The 6,790-nt window shown below is 70.9% G+C and carries 6 protein-coding genes and 1 pseudogene; 2 read left to right on the top strand and 5 right to left on the bottom strand.

Annotated features, from left to right (window positions below):
* From ACFWI9_RS16605 to ACFWI9_RS16590, 4 genes are all read right to left on the bottom strand, one after another.
* A partial coding sequence (locus ACFWI9_RS16605; RefSeq protein WP_387162607.1) for an ABC transporter ATP-binding protein occupies positions 1–868 on the bottom strand: 868 nt, incomplete at its 3' end.
* A gap of 89 nt (positions 869–957) precedes the next feature.
* Positions 958–2,031, bottom strand: a complete 1,074-nt coding sequence (locus tag ACFWI9_RS16600; protein WP_387162553.1) for a FecCD family ABC transporter permease — start codon at positions 2,029–2,031, stop codon at positions 958–960.
* Positions 2,028–3,107, bottom strand: coding sequence for a FecCD family ABC transporter permease (locus ACFWI9_RS16595; RefSeq protein ID WP_387162551.1), 1,080 nt, complete (start codon positions 3,105–3,107; stop codon positions 2,028–2,030). The genes ACFWI9_RS16600 and ACFWI9_RS16595 overlap by 4 nt, the downstream gene beginning before the upstream one ends.
* Positions 3,108–3,204: 97 nt before the next feature.
* The gene (locus ACFWI9_RS16590) at positions 3,205–4,233 is read right to left on the bottom strand and encodes an HAD-IIA family hydrolase (protein WP_387162548.1); all 1,029 of its coding nucleotides are present in this window, start codon (positions 4,231–4,233) and stop codon (positions 3,205–3,207) included.
* 72 nt (positions 4,234–4,305) lie between these two features.
* Here ACFWI9_RS16590 and ACFWI9_RS16585 point away from each other — a divergent pair, with 72 nt between their 5' ends.
* On the top strand, positions 4,306–5,586 hold the full coding sequence (locus ACFWI9_RS16585) for a DUF1015 family protein (RefSeq protein ID WP_387162546.1): 1,281 nt from the start codon (positions 4,306–4,308) through the stop codon (positions 5,584–5,586).
* A gap of 91 nt (positions 5,587–5,677) precedes the next feature.
* Here ACFWI9_RS16585 and ACFWI9_RS16580 read toward each other — a convergent pair whose 3' ends face one another.
* On the bottom strand, positions 5,678–6,421 hold the full coding sequence (locus ACFWI9_RS16580) for a tetratricopeptide repeat protein (protein WP_387162544.1): 744 nt from the start codon (positions 6,419–6,421) through the stop codon (positions 5,678–5,680).
* Between ACFWI9_RS16580 and ACFWI9_RS16575 the strand changes: the two are divergent.
* Positions 6,416–6,790, top strand: a pseudogene (locus tag ACFWI9_RS16575) (hypothetical protein); the annotation flags it as partial. The gene ACFWI9_RS16580 and the pseudogene ACFWI9_RS16575 overlap by 6 nt on opposite strands.

Here is a 6,790-nt window from a genome sequence, read left to right as displayed (position 1 = left end):
GCGGGGCTGTGTGAGGCGTGGGGGCGGCGCCCCCGCCGCGCGGGGGGGGCCGGCGGGAGACGCCGCGGCCGGGGGCCGGCCGCCGCCCGCGCCGCCCCCCCCCCACCACCAGCGGCGTGCCCGTCTCGGGATCCTCGATGACCTGGGAACGGACCCCGAACACCTCCTCGACAAGCTCGGCGGTCACGACTTCCCCGGGAGCACCCTCGGCGGCGATCTTCCCTCCGCGCATGGCGATGAGGTGGGTCGCGTAGCGGGCGGCCTGATTGAGGTCGTGCAGCACCGCGACGAGCGTACGGCCCTGGGTCTCGTGCAGTTCGGCGCAGAGGTCGAGTACCTCCAGCTGGTGCTGGATGTCGAGGAACGTGGTGGGCTCGTCCAGCAGCAGCAGCGGTGTCTGCTGGGCGAGGGCCATGGCGATCCAGACCCGCTGCCGCTGGCCGCCGGACAGCTCGTCCACGTAGCGGTCGGCCAGCTCGGCGACCCCGGTCGCCGTCATCGACTCCTGGACGATCCGCTCGTCCTCGCGGGACCACTGGCGCAGCAGGCCCTGGTGGGGGTAGCGGCCGCGGGCGACCAGGTCGCCGACCGTTATACCGTCGGGCGCGATGGAGGACTGGGGCAGCAGACCGAGGGTCCTGGCCACCTTCTTCGCGGGCATCGAGTGGATGGTCTGCCCATCCAGCAGCACCCGGCCCTGGCTGGGCTTGAGCATCCGCGAGAGCGCGCGCAGCAGGGTGGACTTGCCGCAGGCGTTCGGTCCGACGATCACCGTGAACGAGTGGTCGGGTATCTCGACCGAGAGATCCTCGGCGATCACCCGCTGGTCGTAGGCGAGGGTGACCGACTCCGCGGTGAGGCGCTGCATGGACGTGCTCCTGCTCCTGGTGTTCTTCTCGGGCTTGTCAGGCTTCTCGGGCCGCCCGGGTACTTCGGACCGTTCGGTCCGGGTCGCAGTCATATACGCCCCGCCTTGCGCTCGGTGACGAGCAGCCAGAGCAGATAGAGACCGCCGAGCACACCGGTGACGACCCCGACCGGCAGCTGCCGTTCCCCGAACGCCGAGGTGGCGATCCAGTCGGCACTCAGCAGCAGAGCCGACCCCATCACTGCGCTCGCGCCGATGTTCGGCCCCGGGGAACGGGTCAGCTTGCGGGCGAGCTGCGGAGCGCTGAGGGCGACGAAGACGACAGGTCCGGCCGCCGCGGTGCCCACGGCCGTGAGCAGCACAGCCGCCCCCATGAGCACACCCCGGGTCCGCTCGACGCGAACCCCGAGTGCGTACGCGGCGTCATCCCCCATCTCCAGCATTCGCAGCGGCCTGCCATACGCCATGCACAGCGGGATCAGCACCGCGCACATCACGAGCAGTGGCCAGAACTGGCTCCAGTCACGCCCGTCGAGCGAGCCGGTCATCCAGACGACTGCGCGCGTGGCATCGACCAGATTCGCCTTGGTGACGAGGTAGTGGATGGCGCCGGTGAGCATCGCGGCGATCGCGATACCGACCAGGACCAGGCGGTAGCCGTGCACTCCCTGTTTCCACGCGAGCAGATACACGGCGATGCCCGTCACCAGAGCACCCACGATCGCGCCGCCGGCGGTGGCCACCGCCCCACCGTGGAACAGGACGATGACGATGAGCGCGCCGACCGTCGCGCCCTGGCCGATGCCGAGTACATCAGGACTGCCCAGCGGGTTGCGCGAGATGGACTGGAACACCGCACCGCCCACCGCCAGCGCGGCACCGACCAGCAGTGCCACCATCACCCGCGGCAGCCGTACCTCCTGGACGATGAACTCCTGCGCCGGCGTTCCGTCGCCGAGCAGGGTCGCCACCACCTCTTGCGGCGTCATCGGGAAGTCGCCGCTGCCGACGAGCACGACCGCGATCATGAGCGCGACCGCCAGCAGGAACAGGCATACGAGGGACGCCCTGGGGTCGACGCGTATCGAGAACCCTCCTGGCGTGCGTATCGCCTTCACGGCTGTCACGGCCTCGTCGGCCTTCACGGCCTTCACGGCCTTCACAGCTGAGCCATCCTCTTGCGCCGTACGAGATAGATGAAAACGGGCCCGCCGATGAACGCCGTGACCACGCCCACCTGGAGCTCGGACGGCCGGGCAACGATCCGGCCGACGACGTCGGAACCGAGCAGCAGCACGGGCGAGAGCACGGCGGCGTACGGCATGATCCAGCGCATGTCCGGGCCGGTGATGGCCCGTACGAGGTGCGGGACCATCAGGCCGATGAAGACGATCGGCCCGCAGGCCGCGGTCGCGGCTCCGCACAGCAGCGTCACCGCGAGCATCGCAAGCACACGTGTACGAGTCAGCCGTGCGCCCAGAGCCCTGGCGGTGTCGTCGCCCAACTCCAGCGCGTTCAGCGGGCGGGCGATCAGCAGGGCGACCAGGACTCCCGCGCCGATGAACGGCGCGATCTTGCTGATGGTGGCGGGATCGGCGGAGGCCAGCGAGCCGACGGTCCAGAACCGCAGCCGGTCGAGGGCGGCCGAGTCCAGCAGTTGTACGGCGTTGACGTAGCCGTACAGCGCCGCGGTGGCCGCCGTACCGGCGAGGGCGAGGCGGACCGGAGTGGCACCGCGACTACCGCCGAGCACGTACACGACGACGGAGACGACGCCCGCGCCGACGAAGGCGAACCAGACGTAGGCACTGACGGACCTGACGCCGAGGAAACTGATGGCCGAAACGACGGCAGCCGCCGCTCCGGCGTTGACCCCGAGCAGACCCGGTTCGGCGAGCGGATTACGCGTGAGTGCCTGCATCACCGCACCCGCGAGCCCGAGCGCCGCGCCGACCAGCAGCCCGAGAACCGTCCTCGGCACCCGGACGTCGTGCACGATCACGTCGTTCCCCGTGCCGGCGTTCTGGAAGAGGCCATGCCACACATCGCCCACCGGAATCGGCTTGGCCCCGATCGCGACGCTCGCGACACAGACAAGCAGCAGGACACCGACGCCGGCCAGCAGCCCCACAGCACGCAGCACATGGCGCTTGCGCGGTTCGGGCGCGGGCTTCGGTTCGGGCCCTGACTCGGCGGACGCCGGGGCCGCGCTCTTTCGGGAAGGACTGTCGACCAACACCGGGTTAGGTTAGCCTACCCTCCCAAATCACCCAGAGGTGGGCCCCGCCGTCAGTACGGCGAGCTCACCGACCAGCCCCACCCAGACCCGTTCCAGCTCACCACCCCAGTCGGGCCAGCACCTTCGCCGCGTCCAGCCTGCTCGCCGCCTGCCCGGCCTCCGTCCACGCCGCCGCGCACAACGCCCGCAGTCCGTCGAGCGCTTCGCCCTCCCCCTCCAGCTCCAACGCACCCCCGCGCACGGACGCCCGCCAGCCCCGGCAGCCGAAGGCACCCGCGTCGTCACCTACCTCGGGCTGACCGGGCAGCAGCCCCCGCAGATCGGCGTCCACATAAGTGGGCCGGTGCTCCGGCCGGGCAGCCAGCAGCCGCGCCGGGTCCGTAACCCCGGTCAGTACGAGCAGCGAGTCCACGCCCCCGTTGAACGCCCCCTCGATGTCGGTGTCCAGCCGGTCACCCACGACCAGGGGGCGCTCGGCTCCCGTCCGCAGGACGGTCTCCCGGTGCATCGGTGGCAGCGGCTTCCCCGCCACCTGCGGCTCGGCTCCGGTGGCGATCCGCACCACCTCCACCGCCGCGCCGTTCCCCGGTGCGATGCCCCGGGCGCTCGGGATCGTCAGGTCCGTGTTGGACGCGAACCACGGCACGCCACGCGCGATGGCGTAGCACGCCTCGGCGAATCGTCCCCAGGCCAGCTCCGGGCCGCCGTACCCCTGGACCACGGCGGCCGGATCGTCGTCCGCCGACTCCACCGGTACGAGCCCGCGCTCACTCAGCGCGACCCGAAGCCCCTCGCCGCCCACGACCAGCACGCGCGCGCCCGCGGGCACCTGGTCGGCGATGAGGCGCGCCACGGCCTGCGCCGAGGTGACGACATCGGCGGCCTCTGCAGGCACCCCGAGTTCCGTGAGGTGAAGAGCCACCGCGTCCGGTGTGCGCAGCGCGTTGTTCGTGACGTACGCCAGGTGCATGCCCCCCGCGCGCGCCGCCCCCAGGGCGTCCACCGCGTGCGGGATGGCCTTCCCGCCCGCGTACACCACCCCGTCGAGGTCGAGCAGTGCGGTGTCGTAAGCGCCGCTCAGCGCCCGCGCGCTGCCGCTCGGCCTGGTCCTGCCCGGCTCGCCCATCCTGGTCCGCTCCTCACTCGTGGTGCTGTCCCCAGATCATCGCGTATGTCCCCCGCCACATACGATGCATGGATGAACACGAGAGGTGTCCCAGCCGACGACGGCCTACGCCTGATGCCGTTCCGCGGACTTCGCTATGTCCCCGAGCGGGTGGGCAGTCTTGCCGCGGTGACCTCGCCTCCGTACGACGTGGTCGTTCGCCCCGACGGCCTACTGCACCTGGAGTCGGCCGATCCGCACAACATCGTCCGGTTGATCCTCCCGCAAGCCGACACCGCAGCCGAACGCCACGAGCAGGCCGCCGAGACGCTGGAACGCTGGCTGACCGAAGGGGTGCTCGCGCCGGACCCGGAACCCGCCCTCTACGTCTACGAGCAGCGCAAGGGCGAGATCCTCCAGCGCGGGCTCATCGGCGCCCTGGCCCTCTCCGAACCGGACAAGGGCATCGTGCTCCCGCACGAGGACGTGATGCCTCATGTGGTGGCGGACCGCGCCGCGCTGATGCGGACGACCGCGGCCAACCTGGAACCGCTGCTCCTGACGTACCGGGGTGACGGCTCCGAATCCGGAGCGGGAGCCGTCATCGACCGGATCGCCCTTGAACGCCCGCTGCTGGCGACGACCACGGAAGACGGCTTCAGCCACCGTCTGTGGTCTGTCACCGCCCCTGACGACCTCGACCGGATCTCCCAGGAGCTGACCCGCCACCAAGCCCTGATCGCCGACGGCCATCATCGCTGGGCGACGTATCTGCTGCTGCGCGACGAGCAGCGGGTGCCGGGAGCCTGGAACTACGGCCTGGTCCTGCTGATCGACACGGCCCGCTATCCACTGCGGGTCCGTGCGATCCACCGGCTGCTGAACCGCCTGCCGGTCGCGGACGCCCTGGCCGCCGTGGAGGGACTCGTACGGGTGCGGGACGTCGAGGGTCCGCTCGGCAACGCCCTTGAGGCCCTGGCGGAGGCGGCGGCAGAAGGCAATGCCTTCCTGCTCGCCGGGGACGGCGGCTTCCACCTCCTGGACCGCCCTGATCCTGCCCTGCTGGCGCGCACCGTGCCGACGGGCCGGCCCGAGGCCTGGCGCAGCCTCGACGCGACGGTGCTCCACTCCACGCTGCTGGAGCACGTCTGGCGGGTCCCGGATTCTCCGGAGGAGGTCACCTACATCCACGCCACCGAGGCGGCGGTCGAACAGGCCGAACGGCGCGGCGGCACGGCGGTGCTGATGCACCCCGTACGGGAGGACGTGGTCCGGGACCTCGCACGCCAGGGTGTCACGATGCCGCGCAAGTCGACGTCGTTCGGTCCGAAGCCTGCGACGGGGCTGGTGCTGAGGAGCCTGAGCCTGGACTGATGGACCGAGAAGGTCTGAACCAGGAAAAGGGTCCGGCCCCATGGATGCCATGGGGCCGGACCTTCGCTGTGTCTGCTGTGCCGGGTCGGAATCAGTCCTCGTCGGTGCCTTCGGCTGCATCGGCAGGAGCTTCGTCCTCGGCCTCAACCGCTACGGTCGCGGCGTCGGCGTCGCTGATGTCCGCGCTCTCGTCCTCGTCGTCGGTGAGCGCATCGACGAATTCCACTCCGTCCAGCGCGGCCAGCCGGTCCGAGGCGTCCGTGGCCCCGTCCTTGTCGGCCTCGACGGCCTTGGCGAACCACTCACGGGCCTCATCCTCACGCCCGGCGGCCAGAAGGGCGTCCGCGTACGCGTAGCGCAGTCGGGCACTCCACGGCTGGATCGCGTTGGAAGCCAGCTCAGGGCTCTGAAGCGTGACGATGGCGGCATCCAGCTGCCCCATGTCGCGCCGTGCGCCCGCCGCGACGAGACGCATCTCGACCTGTCCGGCTTTGTCCAGCTTCTGTACCTCGGCCTCACCGGCCATGGCCAGTGCCTTCTCGGGCCGGCCCAGGCCGCGCTCGCAGTCGGCCATCATCGGCCACAGCTCGACACTGCCGGTCATCCGCCGCGCGGCACGGAACTCCGCGAGCGCCTCCGAGTACTTCTGCACGGCGTACGCGGCGAATCCCGCCGCCTCACGCACCGCCGCGACACGGGAGGCGAGACGCAGGGCCACTCGGGAGTACCCGTACGCCTGCTCCGGGTCCTCGTCAATCAGCCGGGCGACCATCACCAGATTCCTGGCGACATCCTCCGCGAGCGTCCGCGGCAGGCTCTGGAGCTCCTGGTGCACATCCGCGTCGATCTCGTCGCCGGTGACGTCCTCCGGAATAGGCAGCCGCTTGATCGGCTCCCGATCCCGGTCGCGGTCGTCACGGCGGCCGTATCCACCGCGCTCGTCCCGCCCGCGGTAGCCGCCACGGTCGCGGTCCGCCCGATCATCACGACGGGGGCCACGCGCGCGGTCGTCACGACGGAACCCACCACGGTCATCATCGCGACGCGGCGCACGGTCGTCACGACGGAACCCACCACGGTCATCATCGCGACGCGGCGCACGGTCGTCACGACGGAACCCACCACGATCGTCATCCCGACGCGGACCACGGTCAACTCGTGTCGCCGAAGGCTCTTCAGGGGGGGTGGGGGGGGGGGCGGGAGG

The organism is Streptomyces sp. NPDC127084, assembly GCF_042724175.1.
Lineage (GTDB): Bacteria > Actinomycetota > Actinomycetes > Streptomycetales > Streptomycetaceae > Streptomyces.
Note: the sequence above shows the minus strand (reverse complement) of the source record. Positions and strands in the feature narration are given on the sequence as shown.

What these genes read in the sequence shown, in the direction of transcription:
- ACFWI9_RS16585 (WP_387162546.1), top strand. Translation starts at nt 4,306, where the DNA reads ATGAACACGAGAGGTGTCCCAGCCGACGACGGCCTACGCCTGATGCCG.
- ACFWI9_RS16590 (WP_387162548.1), bottom strand. Translation starts at nt 4,233, where the DNA reads ATGGGCGAGCCGGGCAGGACCAGGCCGAGCGGCAGCGCGCGGGCGCTG.